This window comes from Streptomyces sp. NBC_00984 (assembly GCF_045162475.1).
In the GTDB taxonomy this organism is placed as follows: Bacteria; Actinomycetota; Actinomycetes; order Streptomycetales; family Streptomycetaceae; genus Streptomyces.
On sequence record NZ_CP108734.1, the window covers coordinates 4,651,740 to 4,670,789 of the forward strand.

Consider the following 19,050-nt stretch of genomic DNA (forward strand, 5'->3'; position numbering starts at 1 on the left):
CCGGCCCGTGAACGCCTCGCGCACCGGCCCGGTCGTTCACGGGCCGGTCACCCCGTGAACGCCTCGCGCACCGTCTCGTACTCGCGCGTCCACCAGACCGCCAGGGCCGACACCGCAGGGAACTGCGGGTCGGCCCTCCGGTCGTGCAGGCAGTACCGCCAGCGCAGTATCCAGAAGTCGTTGAGCCGCTCCCACCACACCCGGTGCACCGCGGCCGCCAGTTCCGCCGCCCCCGCCCCGGCCGCCTGCCGGTAGGCCCGCGCGTACGCCCGCACCTTCTCCAGCTCCAGCTTCCCGGCCGGCAGTACGAAGAAGATCGCCGCGGCCCGCACCGCCTCCTCCGCCCGCGGTTCGACCCCCAGCCGGTCCCAGTCGAGGATCGCGACCGGGTCGCCGCCCCGGTACAGGACGTTCAGCGGGTGGAAGTCGCCGTGCACCCAGCCGGTGGCCGGGGCGCCGGGGGTGGGGGGTCTGCGGTCGGCGTGCTGTTCCAGCAGGGTGCGCCGCTCCAGGAGGCGGTGCTCGGCCAGCTCGTCGAAGGCGTCCCGGGGACGGCGCCGGCGCGCGGCCGTCAGCAGGTCGTCGATCATCGCGAAGGTGTCGGCGGGGTCGGGGCTCCGGTACCCGACGGACCGGTGCGCGAGCCTCGTGCCCGCCCCCATGACCTGTTCGAGCCCGGTGTGCACCGCCCCGAGCAGCGCCCCGAGCCGCTCCGACTGCGCGGTGCTGAGCTGGGCGCCCGCCCGGTGCAGCCCGTCCACCCACGGGTGCAGGGCGTAGCACCGGCCGCCGATCTCCGTGACCGTGTCGCCCTCGGTGTCCTGCACGGGCGGGGCGACGGGCACGCCCAGCGACTGCAGCCGCTGGGTGGCGCGGTGCTGGCGGACGATCGTGGCGCGGTCACCGGTGGAGTCGTCGAGGTGGTGCTTGAGGAAGTAGGAGCCGCGGGTGGTGGAGACGCGGTAGCCGTGGTTGAGCAGGCCCTTGGTGATGGGCTTGCAGCTCAGGGGTTCACCGGCGTCCGGATAGTGGCGCAGCACCTCGTTCACCGGGGGCACGGGCGGCCGTGGCACGGACGGGAACAGCACCTCGCCGGCCGACGGAGCGGGCGGAAGGGTGACAAATGAGCGCGGCACTCACCAGATGTTAGATCACACTGTGTCAGCCGATCGGCTGACTTGCGTCGAAGCCCAGAGTGTGCACGGAGGCGAAGTGCGGTTCGATCCTGAGGTACGCCGGGTCGAAGGGCTCCCCGTTCACCCGGGCGGGACCGTCACCGAAGAGCTCGCGCTGGCCGGGTGCCGGGTGCACGATCTCGGCGGTGCCGGTGAACTGTACGGCCCACAGATCGCCGTCGTCTCCCGGACCGTCGCCCCGCGGACCGTCGCCCCCCGCGCCGGCGGCGTCGAAGTTGTCCGCGCCGTACGCCACGACCGTGCCGTCGCACGCGTTGTGGTACCCGAAACCGCTGTGCATCCGCAGGACCACGCGGCCGTCGATCACGACGTGGCGGGCCACCGACAGAAACGGGAGGGCACGCATGCTCGTCGCCAGCCGGCCGTAGCGGACGCGGCCGAGCAGTTCGATCGCCTGGAGTTCCTCGGAGGACATGGCCTCCACTCTCCGCCACCCGGGAGGTCGCGGAAAGAGGCCGCGGCCCCGCTTGGTCCGGGACCAAAGTCCCGAAGATCACCGGCGCGCGCGGCCCCTCGGACTCTGCGCCCGGGTCGTCCCGGCCGTCCGGGGCGTGGTGCTCAGCGCTTCTCCGCCTGGAGCCTGGCCACGTACGCGGCGGCCTGCGAACGCCGCTCCATGCCCAGCTTGGAGAGCAGGCTGGAGACGTAGTTCTTGATCGTTTTCTCGGCGAGATGCAGCCGCTCGCCGATCACCCGGTTCGTCAGCCCCTCGCCGATCAGATCGAGGATCTTGCGTTCCTGGTCGGTGAGACCGGCGAGCTTGTCCTCGCCCCGGCCCTTCTTGCCGTCGCGCAGCCGCTCCAGCACCCGGGCGGTCGCCACGGGGTCCAGCAGCGACTTCCCGGCCGCCACGTCGCGTACCGCGTTCAGCAGTTCGTTGCCCCGGATCGCCTTCAGCACATAGCCCGACGCACCCGCCATGATCGCGTCGAAGAGTGCCTCGTCGTCGGCGTACGAGGTGAGCATCAGGCATTTGATGTTGTCGTCCTGGGAACGGACCTCCCGGCAGACCTCCACCCCGCTGCCGTCCGGCAGCCGCACGTCGAGCACCGCCACATCGGGCCGGGTCGCGGGGATGCGGACCAGCGCGTCCGCCGCGGTGCCGGCCTCGCCGACGACCTCGATGTCGTCCTCGGACGAGAGCAATTCATGGACTCCGCGTCGGACGACTTCGTGGTCGTCCAACAGAAAAACGGTGATTTTTCCTTGTTCGCGCACAAAACGCAGTCTCACACACTCACCTCTTCCCTGCCGCCGAACGGCGGGATAACGTGCCGTTGTTCCGGCGGCCTGCAAGGCTGTTACCAGTGCTGTGACCAGCGAGAGTTCCCGACTTTTTCGATTTACTTGGAAATCCAAGCAAAATCGCAGGTCAGATAGGGTTTCGCAGTTATGCGGCGTACTGGGTAACGTGCTTTTGGCAGGACGCTCGCCGGGGCACCTGTCACGCCTGTTCCCGGACCGAGCGGCACCCACCCCGTGCACGGGTACGGACACAGGCGAGCCGCACTGGCTTTCCCGGCAGACCCCGGGGGCCGGACCGACGGAGGAGCACGCACGTGACCGTGGAGAGCACTGCCGCGCGCAAGCCGCGACGCAGCAGCAAGCGGACCAGCGCCGTGAAAACGACCGCGAAGACGTCCGCGAAGACGCCACAGAGTTCCGAGCCCGAGCTCGTACAGCTGCTGACGCCCGAGGGCGAGCGCGTGGAGCATCCGGACTATTCGATCGACCTGACCGCGGACGAGCTGCGCGGCCTGTACCGGGACATGGTCCTGACCCGCCGCTTCGACGCCGAGGCCACCGCCCTCCAGCGCCAGGGCGAGCTGGGCCTGTGGGCCTCGCTGCTCGGCCAGGAGGCCGCGCAGATCGGCTCCGGCCGGGCTCTGCGCGACGACGACTACGTCTTCCCGACGTACCGCGAGCACGGTGTCGCCTGGTGCCGGGGTGTCGATCCGACCAATCTGCTCGGGATGTTCCGCGGCGTGAACCACGGCGGCTGGGACCCGAACACCAACAACTTCCACCTGTACACGATCGTCATCGGCTCGCAGACCCTGCACGCCACCGGCTACGCCATGGGCGTCGCCAAGGACGGCGCGGACTCGGCCGTGATCGCGTACTTCGGCGACGGCGCGTCCAGCCAGGGGGACGTCGCCGAGTCCTTCACCTTCTCCGCGGTCTACAACGCCCCGGTCGTCTTCTTCTGCCAGAACAACCAGTGGGCGATCTCCGAGCCGACCGAGAAGCAGACCCGCGTCCCGCTCTACCAGCGCGCGCAGGGCTTCGGCTTCCCCGGCGTCCGGGTCGACGGCAACGACGTACTCGCCTGCCTGGCCGTCACCAGGTCGGCGCTGGAGCGGGCCCGCCGGGGGGAGGGGCCCACCCTCGTCGAGGCGTTCACCTACCGGATGGGCGCGCACACCACCTCCGACGACCCGACGAAGTACCGGGCGGACGAGGAGCGGGCCTCCTGGGAGGCCAAGGACCCGATCCTGCGGCTGCGCGCGTACCTGGAGAAGGAGGGCGCCGCCGACGAGGCGTTCTTCACCGCGCTGGACGAGGAGAGCGAAGCGCTCGGCAAGCGGGTGCGCGAAGCGGTACGGGCGATGCCCGACCCGGACCCGATCGCGATCTTCGACCACGCCTACGCCGACGGGAACCCGCTCGTCGACGAGGAGCGCGCCCAGTTCGCCGCCTACCAGGCATCGTTCGCCGACTCTGCCGAGGAGAGCAAGTAGCCATGGCCATGGAAAAGATGTCCATTGCGAAGGCTCTCAACGAGTCGCTCCGCAAGGCTCTCGACACCGACCCCAAGGTCCTCATCATGGGTGAGGACGTCGGCAAGCTCGGCGGGGTCTTCCGGATCACCGACGGACTCCAGAAGGACTTCGGCGAGGGCCGGGTGATCGACACCCCGCTCGCCGAGTCCGGCATCGTCGGTACGGCGATCGGCCTGGCCCTGCGCGGCTACCGGCCCGTCGTGGAGATCCAGTTCGACGGCTTCGTCTTCCCCGCGTACGACCAGATCGTCACGCAGCTCGCCAAGATGCACGCCCGCGCGCTCGGCAAGATCAAGCTGCCGGTCGTCGTCCGGATCCCGTACGGCGGCGGCATCGGTGCCGTCGAGCACCACAGCGAGTCGCCCGAGGCCCTGTTCGCGCACGTCGCGGGGTTGAAGGTGGTCTCGCCGTCGAACGCGAACGACGCCTACTGGATGATGCAGCAGGCCGTCCAGAGCGACGACCCGATCATCTTCTTCGAGCCGAAGCGCCGCTACTGGGACAAGGGCGAGGTCGAGACCGACTCCATCCCCGGCCCGCTGCACAAGGCCTCGGTGGCCCGTACCGGCACCGACCTCACGCTCGTCGCGTACGGCCCGATGGTGAAGGTCTGCCTGGAAGCGGCCGCGGCCGCCGAGGAGGAGGGCAAGTCGATCGAGGTCCTGGACCTGCGCTCGATGTCCCCGATCGACTTCGACGCCATCCAGACCTCGGTCGAGAAGACCGGCCGGCTCGTCGTGGTCCACGAGGCGCCGGTGTTCTACGGCTCCGGGGCCGAGATCGCGGCCCGGATCACCGAGCGCTGCTTCTACCACCTGGAAGCACCGGTGCTGCGGGTCGGCGGCTACCACGCCCCGTACCCGCCGGCGCGGCTGGAGGACGAGTACCTGCCGGGTCTCGACCGCGTGCTCGACGCCGTCGACCGCTCGCTGGCGTACTGAGGACTGGGACGTGACAACGATGACCGACACTTCCAACGCTGCTCGCTTCCGTGAGTTCAAGATGCCCGACGTGGGCGAGGGACTGACCGAGGCCGAGATCCTCAAGTGGTACGTCCAGCCCGGCGACACCGTCACTGACGGCCAGGTCGTGTGCGAGGTCGAGACGGCGAAGGCGGCCGTGGAGCTGCCGATCCCGTTCGACGGGGTGGTGCACGAGCTGCGTTTCCCCGAGGGCACGACCGTCGACGTCGGCCAGGTGATCATCGCGGTGGACGTGGCACCGGGCAGCGGTGACGCGGCCCCGGCGCCGGTTGCCGTTCCCGCGCCGGTCGCCGCGGCCGAACCGGAGCCGGAGGCTCCCAAGGGCCGTCAGCCGGTCCTGGTCGGGTACGGCGTGGCCGAGAGCTCGACCAAGCGGCGGGCCCGCAAGGGCGCCACGACGGCGGTGCCCGCTGCCGCGGCGGCGATCCAGGGCGAGATGAACGGCCACGGCGCCGTGGTCCCGGAGAGTCGGCCGCTGGCCAAGCCGCCGGTCCGCAAGCTGGCCAAGGACCTGGGCATCGACCTGGCGACGGTCGTCCCGACCGGCGAGGGTGGGATCATCACCCGCGAGGACGTGCACGCGGCGGCCACGCCCGTACCGGCACAGGCCCCCGCGCCCGTCGCCGCGCAGGCCGTCCCCGTTCCCGAGGCTCCGGCTCCGGCCGTGGTCACCACGGTGGGCGCCCGCGAGACCCGCATCCCGGTCAAGGGCGTACGGAAGGCCATCGCCCAGGCGATGGTCGGCAGCGCGTTCACGGCTCCGCACGTCACCGAGTTCGTCACCGTCGACGTGACGCGCACGATGAAGCTGGTGGCGGAGCTCAAGGAGGACAAGGAGATGGCGGGGGTGCGGGTCAACCCGCTCCTGATCATCGCCAAGGCGCTCCTGGTCGCGATCAAGCGGAACCCGGGCGTCAACGCCGCCTGGGACGAGGCGAACCAGGAGATCGTCCAGAAGCACTATGTGAACCTGGGCATCGCCGCCGCGACCCCGCGCGGACTGATCGTGCCGAACATCAAGGACGCGCACGAGCAGACGCTCCCGCAACTGGCCGCGTCACTGGGCGAGCTGGTCTCCACGGCCCGCGAGGGCAAGACGTCCCCTGCGGCCATGGCGGGCGGCACGGTGACCATCACCAACGTCGGCGTCTTCGGCGTCGACACGGGCACGCCGATCCTGAACCCGGGCGAGTCCGCGATCCTCGCGGTCGGTGCGATCAAGCTCCAGCCGTGGGTCCACAAGGGCAAGGTGAAGCCCCGTCAGGTCACCACGCTGGCCCTGTCGTTCGACCACCGCCTGGTCGACGGTGAGCTCGGCTCCAAGGTCCTGGCGGACGTCGCCGCGATCCTGGAACAGCCGAAGCGCCTGATCACCTGGGCGTAGCAGTCACTTCGGTACCTGTGCGAGATGGGCCCGCGCGAACGACTTCGCGCGGGCCCATCGGCATCTCCGGCCCCTGCCGCAGGGCGAGTTCGGCGAACACGGTCTTGCCGACGGTGCGCGGCTCGACGCCCCAGCGGTCCGCGATCCGCGCGACGATCAGGAGCCCGCGGCCGTAGCACTCATCGTCCTCGGCCTCGCGCAGACCGGGCAACCGCTCGCCGCGTGCGTCGCTCACCGCGATACGGAGCGTGGTCGTGGTGAGCGTGAGGTGGACGCGGAAGAGGCGGCCCTCGATGGCGCCGTGCAGCAGTGCGTTGGTCGCCAACTCGCTGACCAGCAGGGACGCGTCGCCGGCCAACTCCGGATGGCCCCACTGGAGGATGAGCCGGGCGGCGCGATGACGACACGGGGCGACGCTGCGCGCGGTGGGGGTGTAGTCGAGTCGGTCCTCGCGGAGAACGGGTTCGGGGACGGGGATCGCCTGGGCTGCGGTCATGGGCGCGTGCCTCTCGGTGAGGGGGCGGTGGCGATGCCGCGGCTGCGGGGCGCCGGTTTCGGCGCGGGGCAGGGCGGTGCACTTCCGCCGGTCGTTGCCGCAGGGTGAGCGGCCGAGACTGAACGTAGCGATGTATGTGTCTCACGCTCAAGCTGTTTGGGGAATATCTTCCCCAGACGAGCGAATGGGTCGGCGTGAGACGTGCTTCCTGGCACACTGAGCGCGATGGATGGGAGGTCGCCATGCGGAAATCTGGTGCTGGCGTGCGCAGCAATCGGAGCTCAACGGTGCTCGGTCGGCGCCTGGGCGGGGAACTGCAACAGATGCGCCTGGCGGCGGACATGACGCAGCAGCAGGCGGCTCAGTATCTGAGTGCGACTGCAACCAAAGTCGTCAAGATGGAGAGCGGTTGGGTTCCGGTACGTGATCCGGATATCCGGGCGCTGTGCCAGTTGTACGGAATGGCGGACGAAAAGGTCCTGGCAGGCTTGTTGGACCTTGCAAAGACGGACCGTGACCGACGCAAGGTCAAGGGCTGGTGGAATGACACCCCTACCCTTGCCACGCAGGTGGACTACATTGCCATGGAAGATGCTGCAATCAGGATCAGGCAGTGGCAGATGGCGCTTGTCCCGGGACTCTTTCAGACAGCGGAGTACACCCGCGCGCTGGGCGTGGCCAGCATGTCAGGGGAGGACCTTGACCGGATCGAAGACGTGGTCGAGGGGCGCGCCAAGCGCCAGCAGCGTCTCTATGACGAGGTGCCTCTGCGTATCCACGCGGTGATCTGGGAGGCCGCACTTCGCCAGATGGTGGGTGGACCCGCTGTCATGGGACGCCAGTTGACCCATCTGTGTCACCTGGCGGAACGGCCCAACGTCCACATCCAGGTTCTGCCCTTCCGGGTGGGAGCGAACGCAGGGATCGGCGGCCCCTTCAATGTCCTGTCGTTCGGGGAGAACGAGGCGGTGGACGTCGTGCACATGGACGCCCCTCGGTCGACGATCTGGGTCGAGAATGCGGAGGAGAGCGCCGCATTCGTCATGGTGTTCAACCACGTGATGAAGGTGAGCCTGTCGCCTCACGATTCGGTTCAGTTCATGGACGGCATCGCTAAGGAATTGAAGGAATGACAGCGTTTCAGTTTGCCAAGTCCAGCTACAGCACGCCCGAGCGCGAGTGCGTCGAAGTGGCCCGCAACATCCCCCGCACCGTCGCCGTCCGCGACTCCAAGCGCCCCGACGGCCCTCTCCTCGTCCTCGCTCCCGCCGCGTGGGACAGCTTCACGGCGGGCCTGCGCCGGCAACCATAAGCGTGGCGGTGGAACGGCGAGGGCGAGGAGGCCGCCTGCGATATCCCCCGCGCCGTCGCCGTCCGTGACTTCGAGCTGTCTATTCGGCCCACACTGCCGTGTTCTGGCAGGCGTGCAGCAGCCACCTTCCGTCATCCTGCTTCGTCATGACGTAGAGCGGAGCGCCTTCCGTTTCGCCCTCCGGTGAGTGGTAGACCTGCCGGACCTTGACGGCCGCCACGTCGGGCCGCAGGAATTGCGTGTGCACTGCCTCGTAGGTGATCTCGCCCTCCCAGTTGGCCGCGGGCAGCACGGTGCGGGTGAACTCGGCGATCGCGTCGAAGCCGATCAGGACCTTGCCGTGGCCGGTCGTCCAGAGGGCGTCGGGGTGGAAGAGCGCGAGGAAGCCCTCGACGTCCTTGGCGCGCTGAGCGCGCTCGACGGTGGCGACGACCTGTTCGATGGCTTTGATGTCTGCGGTTTCGGTGTTCATGCAGATCACTCTGGGATCTCAAGCGGACTTGAGGTCAAGGCCCAGCTGCGAGATCGGCCGGGCCGGTCCGGTCGTCGGACTGACCCGGCCGGGCCGGCTAACGCTCCGACTCCACCGCCCTCCCCGGCACCAGCAGGGCGAGCGTGCTGCGTGCTTCACGTCGCAGTGTGCGACGCCGGGCGAAGGTCGCGGTGAGGGCGAGGACGGAGACCGTGCCCCCGTAGAACACGGCGGCAATAGTGGAGAGGAGCCCGACAGACACCGGGCACGCACCTTTCTTCCCCCGCTCGGCCCGCCCGGCTCACGGCCCGGGGCGGGCGTTGATGCGTTTCCTCACCATCGTACGAACGCCGTCAACTCCCCTGTCACTGACCACTGCAGCAGGCAGCACGGCCGGGCTCAGTGGGGTGGGGCGCGGTGCCGACGGCTGGAACGTCATGCAGGTCGGACTCCCCCCCGACCATCTCGAAGCGGCATTCGCCCAGGTGCCGCATGGTGAGCGGCTCATCCGACAGGAGTCGGGTCGGTGCGAGGCAGCCCGTTTTCAAGCCTGTGATGACGCGTTGGACATTGACGGTGAATTCCGCCTCCTCACCCTTGCCCTGAGCGGCGGCACAAGTGTTCATCCACTGTTCGACACGGAACAGTTCGGGCCCGACTCGGTCGTCCGGTTGTCTTGTGACCAGTGCCTCGAACGTCGCATTGACCTTGTCCCACATGGTGATCTCGGAGCCACCCAGGCGAGGTACAAGGAGCTCGAAGAGTGCCAGCTCTTCGAGTTGTTCACGATGCATCAGCCAGCCGGCGGTCAGCGGAAAGTAGCTTGACACGTTTGTGCCATGCATCCGCAAACGCTGGATCCGTTCGTACTCCCACCGCTGTTGCTCGGCTTGTGCGAAGGAATGAAGCACCGGCTCGCCGGCGGCCGCGAGGGTCTTGCCGGACACCTTCTCACCGCCGTGCAGGAGGTCGTACATACCGACAACCGCTTCGCGAGTCCGGACGCGTGCTTCATCAAGCTGTGGTCGCGACGTGGCAGGCTCACTTCGTCCTTCCAGCCAGGCAGCGACGGAGGGGCGTTCCCGGATGGCCCGCAGACTGGTCAAGGCCTTCCTGGGTGCCTTGGCTCCGAAGACCTCCAGCGTGATGGCGCGGAGGTTCGGCGCGGTCCTGATGATCTCGTCCAGCATGTCGAAGCAGACCGAGATGATGGGGGCATCACCATGGCTGTCGTCATATTGGTAACCATGAGAGTGCAGATCGATACCGCCACCCGCGAGGTGAATCTCGGTGATGTGGTCCCAGGGCAGTCGGTGGAAGTCTGCGGTGGGAGAAGCACCCCGGGCGATCTGGTAGCTGAGCACATGCCCGATATCCAGGCACATGCCCGCGCCTGTCTCGCTCACCAGTGTGCGGAAGAAGTCGAACGCGTGCATGTCCCCGACGGCCATGGTCATCGGCGGGAACTCGGCATTGAACGGGACACCGAGGCCCTCATGGATCCGATGGACGTTGTCCACGGTTACGGCCAGGGTTGTGTCCGTGACCGGGAACTGCATGAAGTACGGGTAGACGTGCCGCTCACTCATCAGCCAAACGCCGAGATCTTCCGTCACCCATGGAGCGTCGGCGACGGCAACGAGCGAGCGCAAGCTGTCCAGGTCACCCTGCTCGGGGGCCTGCGGATAGACGGGATTGAGGTCTGTGCTGTGCACCAGGACGCGATGGTCCGCAGCCAACTCGGGTATCCGCAGATGTCGGAAGCCCGTCGGCGCGGTGCGCCTGCGCTGGATCTCGCGGTAGTTCACCGGCCCTTGGTGGCGCACAGTCGGTGAGGTGACCTCGAAGAAGTCCAGATCGATCGGAGCGCGATCGAGGTAGTCCTCGTGTATATCGGACGGGTTGACGCCCAGGCCCACCCCGTAGCGGGGCAGGGTGGAGAAGTATTCGGGTCCGAAGGACATCGGATCAGCCTTCCTGCTAGCGGAGTTCACGCCCGGAAGTCGGGTCGCCAGGCCAGTGCTTCGCTCGGGTACCAGTGGCCTTCGAGGCAGTACGGATCGAAACCTCCCAGCCGCAGCTGAAACTGTTCGAACTCCGAAGTGGACAGGTCGAGCCGGTCGCAGAGTTCGGCGATCGAGGCGGTTCCGTCGGCCTGGACGACGGCCTCGGCCAGCCGTGCCTCCGCCCCCCGCAGCACGGTGGCGACTGATTTGGCGCGCCCGTTCTGGTGCCTCAGGGTGTGCAGCGCCAGTACAGGCCCGTCCTGCGACGGCTCACCGTTGAGGCTGGGCACTCCGGACACGTCGAAGGGGCCGAAGATCGGATTGATCCGAGGATGGACATAGTCCGCCGAACGGCGATCAGCAGCTGCCTGGCGGCGCAGCCATTGGTCCGCGGCGTTCTCGTCGAATCCCCGCGGCAATGCCGGCCGCTTCCGCTCCTGACGTGCCTGGAGCCAGCCGGAGTACTCCCTGCGGCAGTGCCACAGGTCCGAAGGGTCGGACCTGACCCGCGCCGCCAGCAGACCGTACAGCGCTTGTACGTAGTCCTGCTCGCTGAGGCCGGGTTCCAGCAGCCACAGGCTGTCGAGAACGAGTTGCGCGAGACTGTCGCCCTGGGAGGCCAACCTGCCGACGGTGCGCGGAAAGTAGCGCAGTACCGGTGCTTTGACGCGTCCTTCGGGAAGGCCCTCGATCGCGCTGAGCAGAACCTTGTCCCAGTCCGCCAGCAGTTCTTCGAGCCGTGAGCGACACTCAAGCCAGGCATCGCGCCACTGCCCGTGTTCCCGGTCCAGGACCAGTCCGAAGTAGTACCGGTCACGGACATGTACGTCGATCAGGAGCGACCAGAACCTGCCCAGGACGATCTCTACGTCGCTGGAACCGTTGTCCGCCGCTTCGACCAGGCTTTCGACGGATTCCAGCGGAGCGCTTTCGTGCACGTGCAGGGACTGGCCGTCCTCGATCGCCAAAAGCCGGGAGCCCTCGGGATGGGCGGCGAGAAAGGCGCGATCTCGGTACAACGCTTCGCCATGCGGGAACCACGGTACGTCCGTCGCCGTGATGCCACGTCGTGGACCTTCATTCACACCGAGCGGAACCATGGCCTCGGGCTGGAGAATTCGGGCGGCCTCCAGGAAAGTTCCGGGTGACATCTGGTTCCGCAGATTCTGGTAGTTCAGGCTGCAATTCAAGGGGAGCATGGCGATGCGTATGGGCCGCTCCTGTGCGATTTTCTCGAAAGCGTCAAAATCTTCCAACGTGTCCGCGCCGTGCAGTATTCGCAGATCTTCCCTCTCCAGCAAAAGGGACTGCTGAGGTACGCCCTCGATCGAGTCGGGTGCTGGGACAGAGGTCACGTCAATACCAGCAAGCCGAACAGTCTGCATCGGCTCTATTTCAATGACGTTCGTGAACCCGTACTCGGCAAGTTCCGCTGCCATCGGGAAATCCGACGACCGGTCGCTGGAGGGTACGGCGACCGGAGTGTCTCGGTCGAAGTGCAACAGCGTCGGCAGATGGAAGTGATCACTGTGGGAATGGGTGATGACCACGGCCGAGACGTCCGCAAGCAGTTGACTTGCCATCCTGTTCCTGCCTCTGGGACTCCAGAGGTTTCCGAAGTAATCCAACGCGGGATCAACGGCGAGCCGTCCGTCTTCGGTATCGAAGACGAAGCACGTGTGCTGGACCCTCGTGACCCGCATGGTTCACCTCATACCTTCGGAAGCAGCAGTTTCCAGACCATTGTCGACCTCGATATCAAGGTCCACCAGTCCCCTGATCCGGGTACAGCCGAAGACGTCTGAGTCTATTGACCGAGGACTGTCGGGCGTGGTCAAGTCATGCCATCCGGTTCGTACCGGAGTCTCGCCGGGAACCCCGTCGGGATCGCTCTCCATCAATAGGAGGAAAATCATGGAGCCGAAGGTCAACGAGAACTCGAACACCGAGATCGTCATCGAAGAGATCGAGGAGTTCGACGCCGAGTTCCTGATGCCGGCCAACTCTCGCTGCCAGTAATCGGAGAAACGGGCTCTGCCCGCTGTGGCCCCAGTTCTCTGGTGCCACAGCGGGCCCCGTGGCTATACCACTACTGCAAACCCGGAGGGTGCCCCCCATGGACCAGGATGGATGGTTTGAGTACTCGCCCGGTGTTTCGGTTACCGCTGAGGACGCGCTGATTACATTCCGTTCGCCGAAACTTCGGATGAGAGTCCGCGTTCCGGATTCGGAGCTCCGAAGCCGTCTGCTGAAGATGACCGAGAACCCGGTATCGGCGAGCGAGATTCCCCGAGACGTCGCCCTGTCCCTGAGCGAGTACGGCCTTGTCACGCGGGGCGCCCATGCGGCGCACCTGCAGGCCCTGCGCATGCATGCCGAATCATCGGTTCCGATCAATCGTGGTCTCGCTTACACGCCCGATGAACTGATGCAGTATCAAAAGCGCGGTCATGCAAAGCGCTTCCTGCCCGGTGGCGTCTCCGACGGCCTTGACCTGCCGCTCTCCTTACGTCGTGCGCCGAGCTTCGCGCCTTTCGGCGGCCCTCGTGCGAAGGCGGTGGACCAGGGGCGGCTTTGGTCCGTCATGCAGACCCTGCACGATCCGGACAGTCGGCTCTATCCGTCCGCCGGTGCCCTCTATCCCGTACACCTGGTCGCCGAGCAAAGCGGTGCAGCCGGGACCAGGGGCAAGTTGATCGCGTTCGATCCTTCGTCAGGACGACTTGTCTCGCGCCAAGCTGCGTCTTGTACCGATGAGTTGGGACTGGACCCGACTCTCGCTGCCGTGGCGACGAGGTTCTGGCTGGTGGCGGATCTGGCCGATGCCACAGCCAAGTACGGCCCTCGCGGGTACCGATATGCCTTGATCGAAGCCGGCCATGCAGCGCAGGCGCTGATCCAGGTGCTGGGGACCGCCGGTATGGACTGCCGGCCTTTCGGCGGCTTCGACGACCGTGCGGTGGCACACCATCTCGACCTGGGCGAAGGCACCGTACCCCTCTATGCCGTGGGTGCAGTTCCTGCGGACAGCAGCTCCTCCGGCACTGACTGGGTCAAGGCCGAAGAGGTCAAGTGCATCCTGGCCAACGGTCAGTCCCTGTACTACGCCAACGCCTACGGACCGAAGACCGATGGCGGCCGGGAATGCGGCTTCGGGGTGGACACCAGTGCTGACGGTGCGCGCCTTCGAGCCAAGGGGGAACTCGCCGAACGGCTTGCCCTCTTGGGCTCTCGCCGCCGACTCGGCAACAGCAACGGCATGGCCGCGCACACCCGTTACTCGGCGGCGGCCGATGCGGCGATGTATGAGTTGTACGAGCGCCATTGCTTCCTGCGTACCTGGCTGACGCAGCAGACGCCACCGGGACTGCAGCCGCCGAGCAGCCCGCTCACCGACGCGGTTCTGTCCCTTTGCCGCTCGGGGGGCGTGGAGTTGAGCCTGCTGGACATCGCTGACCCGGTCTATGGTGTTCCAGCGGTAATGGCCGTGGTCCATGCCGAGGGGCACGGAGGAATCATCACGTCCTCCGGGGCCGGCGCCGACGAGCCCGAGGCTGCGGCCAGGGCGTTGCGGGAGATTGCCAAAGCGCTGGTGTACCGCTTGGTGTTGCGAAAGACTTCGGTCTTCAGCGAGGAGAACCCCGTCACCGGTACGTTGAGTCAACCATGGGAGCACGAGGCGTGGTTCGCACATCGACGGGTTCCGGTGGATCAGACGCGTTTCCTGCTCAGCGCCGGTTCCCCACGCGCCTTGCGATGCGGCAGCACAGGCATCGAGACTCTGAGGTCGGCGATCACTGTCGAGGACCTCTCGGTGGAAGGACCGGATGAACGGCGATGGAAGATTGCCCGAGCCACATCCGAACGGCTGCTCGTCGTCGACTTCGGTACCGCGACGCCGGCCTTCCGAAGCCGTGCGACCGAGGTGTTGGGGCCCGAACTCGATGTCGATGCACGGTGGCCACATCCCCTCGGGTGATGGCCGTAGCCTCGCTCTCCCTCCATTCTGGTGAGAAAGACTATGTCGCAACCTGAAATGCGCGCTCTCTTACGTAGCCGGCGATACCTGGCCTTCTGGCTCGGGCAGGTGACGAGCACGGTGGGCAACCAGCTCACCGTCGTGGTGCTCGCGGCCCTGGTCGTGCCGGACCGCGGCCCCGGCACCTTCGGTCTGCTACTGGCAGTGGAGTCCGCCGTCATGGGTGTCCTGCTGCTGGCCGGCGGGGTGGTCGCCGACAGATATTCCCGCAGCCTCGTGATGGCCGTCGCGGATGTCCTCCGCCTGGCCGGGATCGGCGGCTTCTTCTTCTTCGCCTCGCAGGGGCCGCTTGCGTTGCTGCTGGCCGCCGCGGCGATGACCGGAGCGGGCGCAGCGCTGTACGAGCCGGCTCATCGTGCGGCCCTCACTCAGGTGGTGCCGGAGGACCTGCGTCAGCAGGCGTACGCCCTGGACGTGTCCACCAAGCGGATCGGCTCGATGGCCGGGGCCCTGCTGGCAGGGGTCATGCTCGCCGGGATCTCACCGCCGAAGACCCTTCTGGTGGACATCGCCACGTTCGTGGTCAGCCTGGTCACGCTGGTCTGGCTGCGCCTGCCACCCATCCGTACCGCCGACCCGCAGACCGACGAGCCGGACGGGCTGCGGGGGGTGCTGGCCGAGGCGCGGGAGGGCCTCGTCGAGGTCCGTCGGAGGCCCTGGGTATCGGTCCTGATGCTCCAGGGCACGGTGCAGGTGTTCTTCCTCTTCGGGCCGAACTACATTCTGGTGCCGATGGTCAGCCAGGCCCGGTACGGCCTCTCCGCTTTCGGCTGGGTCAGCGCCGCCACTCTTGCGGGTTCGGTGATCGGCTCGTTGCTGGGAGGCAGGGTTTCCTCGGGCCGTCCAGGACTGTGGGCCATGAACGCGCTGGCTCCCTGCTTGCTGACGCCTATATGCCTCGCTGTCGACGTACCCCTGTGGATGTTCTGCGCCGCTGGTGCCGCCGGTTCCGCCGGAGTCGGCTGCTTCATGGTCCTCTGGTACAGCTCGCTCCAGCGTGAGTTCCCGGAGCAGGTCCAGGGCCGGGTCTTCGCCCTGGAGGGGCTGGCCAGCTTCGGCCTCCAGCCCATCGCGCTCGCCGTGACACCGCTGCTCGTCCGGTTCATCGGAGTTGCGCCCTTTGCCACCCTGGCTGCCGTCGTGTTGCTGGTGTCCACCTATGGAGTGCTCGCCGTTCCCGGGACTGCCCAGCTCGCTACCCGTACACGCACCCGCAAGAGCCCCGCAGTTGTCGAGAGCACTGTTCGGAACTGACAAGGAGAAGCTGTCGCATGACTCGCATCGACTGCCGGGGTGTGGAACTGGCTTTCGGCGGTGTCACCGTGCTAGGTGGCGTAAGCCTCTCACTCGGCAGGGGAGACCGGGTGGGTATCGTGGCGCCCAACGGCACGGGGAAGTCGACCCTGCTCAAGGTCCTCTCCGGCGAGCTGGTCCCGGAGAGCGGAACGGTTGTCCGAGCGCCACAGACGACCACAGTGATCAGGCTGGCACAGGAAGCCGATGTGCTCGCCGGTGAGAGCACGGCGGAGTACCTGGCCCGCAGGACCGGAGTGGCCGCGGCGCAATCGGCGCTCGACGAGGCCACCATTGCTCTTGAGCGCGAGGAGCCTCAGGCAGGTGAAGCCTATGCAGATGCCTGGGACACCTGGCTCTCGCTGGGCGGCGCGGATCTCTCGGAGCGGGCGACGGTGGTCGCCTCCGACCTGGGGCTGGATCTGGACGGGCGGGAGACAGCCGGCCTGTCCGGCGGGCAGCGGGCCCGCTTGGCCCTGGCGGCGGTGCTACTGGCGCAGCCGGATGTCCTTCTTCTCGATGAACCGACCAATGACCTGGACGCCGACGGCCTGGACCGTCTGGAGCACCATGTGCACACGTCACGGGCCGGAATCGCCTTGGTCAGCCATGACCGGGCGTTCCTCTCGGCGACGGTGAACCGGATCGTCGAACTCGACGAGTTCACGCGCCGGGGCGCGGAGTACGGCGGGGGCTGGGACGCCTTTGTCGCGGAGCGGGCGCTGGCTCGCCGACGCGCCGTTGACGCGTACAGCGCGCATGAAGAGACCCGTCGCCGTCTGGTCGACACTGCGCGAACTCACCGCCAGTGGTCCCGGGAAGGTACGCAGCGGGCGGCGAATCCGCGCCGTCAGCCTGACGGGGACAAGTTCCGCAAGGCGTCACGTATCGCAGGGGCCCAGCAGACCGGCGCGGCTGCGGCGAAAGCGGACCGCGCGGTCGAACGACTCGACAGGCAGGCCCCCGAGCAGGTGCGGGAATCCTGGCAACTGAGATTCTCGATTGCGGAGACAGCGGGGACGGGCGATGTGTCCCTGGCCCTGCGGGCAGCCGTGGTACGCCGGGGGGCGTTCACTCTCGGGCCGATCGACCTTGAGGTGGGCTGGGGCGAGCGGATCCGGATCTCTGGCCCGAACGGCTCGGGAAAGACCACCTTGTTGGAATGCCTGCTCGGCCGGATACCTCTGGAAAGTGGTTCGCAATGGGCCGGTGCCGGTGTGGTGGTCGGGGAGATCGACCAGACCAGGCGACTGTTCGATACCAGTCGACCCGTGGTCGACGTGCTGAGGTCGAAGACCGGCCTCGGCGTGACGGAGGCCCGGACCCTGCTGGCGAAGTTCCGTCTGGGCGGGGAGGCGGCGTTGCGCGTGGCGCGGACCTTGTCGCCGGGGGAGCGGACTCGCGCAGGTCTGGCACTGCTCCAGGCGAGAGGGGTCAATTGCCTGATCCTGGACGAGCCGACGAACCATCTGGACATTGAAGCGGTTCAACAGCTGGAGCAGGCGTTGGACAGCTTCTCGGGCTCCCTTCTGCTGGTCACCCATGATCGGAGGCTTGCCGAGTCGGTACGCATCGACACGACGGTGGAGGTCACCGAGCTCAGCGGCCCATGAGGTACTGCTACGGGACAGCCCTCAGGCCGCCCAGCACATGGCCAACGCTGCCCTGGTGAGTTCAGCTTTGTTCCCAACCCTCAATTTGCACCGGATTCGCTTTACGTAGGTGTCGACGGTGTGCTGGCTGATTGCGAGCCGCCTGGCTACTTGCGCATGTGTCAGCCCATCCGCAATGAAGCCGAGTACCTGCCGCTCCCGCTTGGATAGATCGGGGCGTTCTTGCGCTGAAACCTTGGCCTGGCCGTCCGAGGGCGGTTGCCCCGCTACGGCTGCTCGATGGACCGCTCGGACCAGTTCGCTCGGTGAGCTGAACTCGCTGAGGTAGCCATCGGCGCCGAACGTCTCAGCTGCGATTCCCTCGGGCAACGGCGACATCACGAGAACGCAGGATGCCTTGGGAACCTTGAAGTCCGGTGGCTGATCACCGGAGTTGGAAATCTGATTGGTGATCAGAACGTCGTACGCATCGTCGCACCCGGAGTCCGGGACGGCAGAGCTCATGTCGAGCAGGCTGACCGAGAGGTCGGGGACGGTGGCCAGTGCCCGGTCCACGGCCCAGGCAATCAGGGGATGGCTGTGCAGCAAACCGATTCGGTACATCGCTTCCTCAACCCCGCTCACTGATTCGGCCTGATTGACGTGCGCCCCCTGTGCCCACGGCTGGTGCCATCACTTCCACCCGTCGGGCGATGGCCTTGGCGCTCTCCTTGCACGTCATCGGTTCACTCCTCTGCATTGGTGGAGCCGGATCGATTCGCGGGCAGGCAACAGCTTCATGCCTCAGAAGGAGGAGTGGCGGCCTCTTCGGGTGTCATGCCTGCGAACTGCCTCTTCCAGAAGACTGCTGAAAACGTGTCGAAGGGATGTCTGGCCGCAGGCCGGGGTGGGCCCGAGAGATGGGGCGGACGGTGGGGGTGACGTGTCCATCTGCCGGTCAACGTGCAGTTAATCGGCGGCGGTTGTATGGCGGAGGCCCGCTGTTAGGGTGGCCGAATGGCATCGGTAAGGAAGATCCAGATCACTTTCGACTGCGCGGATCCCGAGCGCGTCGCTCGTTTCTGGTGCGAGGTGTTGGGGTACGTCGCACCGCCGCCTCCGGAGGGGTTTGACTCCTGGGACGCCTATAACGACTCACTGCCGTCCGAGGAGCGGGGTGCGTGGTTCGCGTGCTCCGATCCCACGGGTGAGGGCCCGCGCATGTACTTCCAGCGCGTTCCCGAAGGCAAGGTCGCCAAGAACCGGGTGCACGTCGACGTGCGGGCCGGCACCGGGCTCGTGGGTGCGGAGCGGCTGGCCGTGCTTGAGGCCGAACGCGATCGGCTGGTGGCGCTCGGCGCGGTGTGCACGCAGGTGCTGTATGCCGACGAGGACAACGAGTCGTGCATCAACATGCAGGACGTCGAGGGCAACGAGTTCTGTCTCGACTGAGCCCTCCGGTGCGGCGAGAGGGGGCCCGCGTGGCGCGGGCCC

The 19,050-nt window shown here is 67.1% G+C and carries 18 protein-coding genes; 9 read left to right on the top strand and 9 right to left on the bottom strand.

Translation table 11 applies throughout. The features are described 5' to 3' along the window. Positions 1-47: 47 nt before the first annotated feature. The 3 genes from OG520_RS20665 to OG520_RS20675 form a co-directional block, all read right to left on the bottom strand. Complete coding sequence (locus OG520_RS20665) at positions 48-1,040, bottom strand: phosphotransferase (protein ID WP_399328763.1); 993 nt, start codon at positions 1,038-1,040, stop codon at positions 48-50. A 121-nt stretch (positions 1,041-1,161) separates the two neighbouring features. Further along, complete coding sequence (locus OG520_RS20670; protein ID WP_406014125.1) at positions 1,162-1,611, bottom strand: pyridoxamine 5'-phosphate oxidase family protein; 450 nt, start codon at positions 1,609-1,611, stop codon at positions 1,162-1,164. A 143-nt stretch (positions 1,612-1,754) separates the two neighbouring features. Next, a complete protein-coding gene (locus OG520_RS20675; RefSeq protein ID WP_266425659.1) occupies positions 1,755-2,414 on the bottom strand; it encodes a response regulator transcription factor in 660 nt (219 codons plus the stop codon). Between the two features lie 341 nt (positions 2,415-2,755). Here OG520_RS20675 and pdhA point away from each other — a divergent pair, with 341 nt between their 5' ends. The 3 genes from pdhA to OG520_RS20690 are packed head-to-tail and all read left to right on the top strand — an operon-like array spanning position 2,756 to position 6,346. Further along, positions 2,756-3,937 carry a pyruvate dehydrogenase (acetyl-transferring) E1 component subunit alpha gene (gene pdhA, locus OG520_RS20680; protein WP_406014126.1) on the top strand — a complete coding sequence of 394 codons (1,182 nt, stop codon included), beginning with the start codon at positions 2,756-2,758 and terminating at the stop codon, positions 3,935-3,937. Between the two features lie 2 nt (positions 3,938-3,939). Then, the gene (locus OG520_RS20685; protein WP_399328631.1) at positions 3,940-4,920 is read left to right on the top strand and encodes an alpha-ketoacid dehydrogenase subunit beta; all 981 of its coding nucleotides are present in this window, start codon (positions 3,940-3,942) and stop codon (positions 4,918-4,920) included. 10 nt (positions 4,921-4,930) lie between these two features. Then, positions 4,931-6,346 (top strand): dihydrolipoamide acetyltransferase family protein, encoded by a 1,416-nt coding sequence (locus tag OG520_RS20690; RefSeq protein ID WP_406014127.1) that lies wholly within the window; start codon positions 4,931-4,933, stop codon positions 6,344-6,346. Here OG520_RS20690 and OG520_RS20695 read toward each other — a convergent pair. Then, on the bottom strand, positions 6,333-6,842 hold the full coding sequence (locus OG520_RS20695; protein ID WP_406014128.1) for an ATP-binding protein: 510 nt from the start codon (positions 6,840-6,842) through the stop codon (positions 6,333-6,335). The two genes, OG520_RS20690 and OG520_RS20695, sit on opposite strands and share 14 nt — an antisense overlap. Before the next feature lie 134 nt (positions 6,843-6,976). On the opposite strand from OG520_RS20695, the gene OG520_RS20700 reads away from it, so the two are divergent. Both OG520_RS20700 and OG520_RS20705 read left to right on the top strand, forming a co-directional pair. Then, positions 6,977-7,975 carry a helix-turn-helix domain-containing protein gene (locus OG520_RS20700; protein ID WP_406014129.1) on the top strand — a complete coding sequence of 333 codons (999 nt, stop codon included), beginning with the start codon at positions 6,977-6,979 and terminating at the stop codon, positions 7,973-7,975. Next, the gene (locus OG520_RS20705) at positions 7,972-8,154 is read left to right on the top strand and encodes a DUF397 domain-containing protein (protein ID WP_406014130.1); all 183 of its coding nucleotides are present in this window, start codon (positions 7,972-7,974) and stop codon (positions 8,152-8,154) included. Before OG520_RS20700 ends, OG520_RS20705 begins: the two co-directional genes overlap by 4 nt. Before the next feature lie 79 nt (positions 8,155-8,233). Here the strand turns inward: OG520_RS20705 and OG520_RS20710 are convergent, their stop codons facing one another. The 4 genes from OG520_RS20710 to OG520_RS20725 form a co-directional block, all read right to left on the bottom strand. Then, the gene (locus tag OG520_RS20710; protein ID WP_317863850.1) at positions 8,234-8,626 is read right to left on the bottom strand and encodes an SgcJ/EcaC family oxidoreductase; all 393 of its coding nucleotides are present in this window, start codon (positions 8,624-8,626) and stop codon (positions 8,234-8,236) included. 97 nt (positions 8,627-8,723) lie between these two features. Beyond that, positions 8,724-8,888 carry a hypothetical protein gene (locus OG520_RS20715; protein ID WP_259930233.1) on the bottom strand — a complete coding sequence of 55 codons (165 nt, stop codon included), beginning with the start codon at positions 8,886-8,888 and terminating at the stop codon, positions 8,724-8,726. Positions 8,889-8,991: 103 nt separating this feature from the next. Next, a complete protein-coding gene (locus OG520_RS20720) occupies positions 8,992-10,590 on the bottom strand; it encodes a DUF692 family multinuclear iron-containing protein (protein ID WP_406014131.1) in 1,599 nt (532 codons plus the stop codon). Between the two features lie 26 nt (positions 10,591-10,616). Next, positions 10,617-12,335 carry an MBL fold metallo-hydrolase gene (locus OG520_RS20725; protein WP_406014132.1) on the bottom strand — a complete coding sequence of 573 codons (1,719 nt, stop codon included), beginning with the start codon at positions 12,333-12,335 and terminating at the stop codon, positions 10,617-10,619. Positions 12,336-12,748: 413 nt separating this feature from the next. Here OG520_RS20725 and OG520_RS20730 point away from each other — a divergent pair, with 413 nt between their 5' ends. Genes OG520_RS20730 through OG520_RS20740 form a run of 3 tightly spaced genes read left to right on the top strand, consistent with a single transcriptional unit; the run spans position 12,749 to position 17,577 of the window. Next, positions 12,749-14,611: a YcaO-like family protein gene (locus OG520_RS20730; protein ID WP_406014133.1), complete on the top strand. Its 1,863-nt coding sequence runs from the start codon at positions 12,749-12,751 to the stop codon at positions 14,609-14,611. A gap of 57 nt (positions 14,612-14,668) precedes the next feature. After that, on the top strand, positions 14,669-15,925 hold the full coding sequence (locus OG520_RS20735) for an MFS transporter (RefSeq protein WP_385325647.1): 1,257 nt from the start codon (positions 14,669-14,671) through the stop codon (positions 15,923-15,925). A 17-nt stretch (positions 15,926-15,942) separates the two neighbouring features. Beyond that, complete coding sequence (locus tag OG520_RS20740; RefSeq protein ID WP_406014134.1) at positions 15,943-17,577, top strand: ABC-F family ATP-binding cassette domain-containing protein; 1,635 nt, start codon at positions 15,943-15,945, stop codon at positions 17,575-17,577. 21 nt (positions 17,578-17,598) lie between these two features. On the opposite strand, the gene OG520_RS20745 is transcribed toward OG520_RS20740, so the two are convergent. After that, positions 17,599-18,201 carry a response regulator transcription factor gene (locus OG520_RS20745; protein ID WP_406014135.1) on the bottom strand — a complete coding sequence of 201 codons (603 nt, stop codon included), beginning with the start codon at positions 18,199-18,201 and terminating at the stop codon, positions 17,599-17,601. 372 nt (positions 18,202-18,573) lie between these two features. Between OG520_RS20745 and OG520_RS20750 the strand changes: the two genes are divergently transcribed. Next, the gene (locus tag OG520_RS20750; RefSeq protein ID WP_406014136.1) at positions 18,574-19,008 is read left to right on the top strand and encodes a VOC family protein; all 435 of its coding nucleotides are present in this window, start codon (positions 18,574-18,576) and stop codon (positions 19,006-19,008) included. Positions 19,009-19,050 lie beyond the last annotated feature (42 nt).